The sequence below is a fragment of the Streptomyces africanus genome, assembly GCF_002150735.1.
GTDB classification, from domain to species: domain Bacteria; phylum Actinomycetota; class Actinomycetes; order Streptomycetales; family Streptomycetaceae; genus Streptomyces; species Streptomyces africanus.
The window spans coordinates 1-833 of sequence record NZ_MUKA01000678.1; the positions used below are offsets into that span (position 1 = coordinate 1).

The following is an 833-nucleotide window of genomic DNA, read 5'->3' on the forward strand; positions in this document are numbered from 1 at the left end:
CCGGTCACGGATGCGGATCGTCGTGCGCCGTTGCGTCCGTCGAATACGGCGTATGTGATTTTCACGTCGGGTTCGACGGGTCGTCCGAAGGGTGTGGCGGTGTCGCATGCGGCGATTGTGAATCGCCTGGTGTGGATGCAGTCGGAGTATGGTTTGACTGCGTCGGATGTGGTGTTGCAGAAGACTCCGTCGACGTTCGATGTGTCGGTGTGGGAGTTCTTCTGGCCGTTGCAGGTCGGTGCGCGGCTGGTGGTCGCCAAGCCGGATGGTCATCGGGATCCGGAGTATCTGGCCGAGGTCATCGATACCGAGGGTGTTTCGGTGGCGCATTTCGTGCCGTCCATGTTGACGGTGTTCGTGGCCGCGCTGCCGGGTGTGTCCGCGGGTTCGGGTGCGGCGCGGTGTGGTTCGCTGCGGTTGGTGTTCTCCTCGGGTGAGGCGTTGGCGCCGAAGCCGGCGCATCGGTTGCGGGAGTTGACCGGGACGGCTGTGCACAACTTGTACGGTCCGACCGAGGCGGCGGTTGATGTCACCTTCCATGAGGTGACGGATGCGGATGCGGTGTCGGTGCCGATCGGTGCTCCGGTGTTCAACACGCGGGTGTATGTGTTGGACGGGCGGTTGCGGCCGGTTCCGGTGGGTGTTGCGGGTGAGTTGTATCTCGCGGGTGTGCAGTTGGCGCGTGGGTATGTGGCGCGCCCGGATCTGTCCGCGGATCGGTTCGTGGCCGATCCGTTCGATGTTGCGGAGCGGATGTATCGCACGGGTGACCTGGTGCGGTGGACTGCCGCGGGTGAGTTGGAGTATCTGGGTCGTACCGATTTCCAGGTGAA

Annotated in this window: 1 protein-coding gene; it reads left to right on the plus strand. The window is 63.7% G+C overall.

Going from position 1 to position 833, the window contains the following annotated elements; genetic code table 11:
* A partial coding sequence (locus CCL05_RS43335; protein ID WP_143590079.1) for an AMP-binding protein occupies nt 1–833 on the plus strand: 833 nt, incomplete at both ends.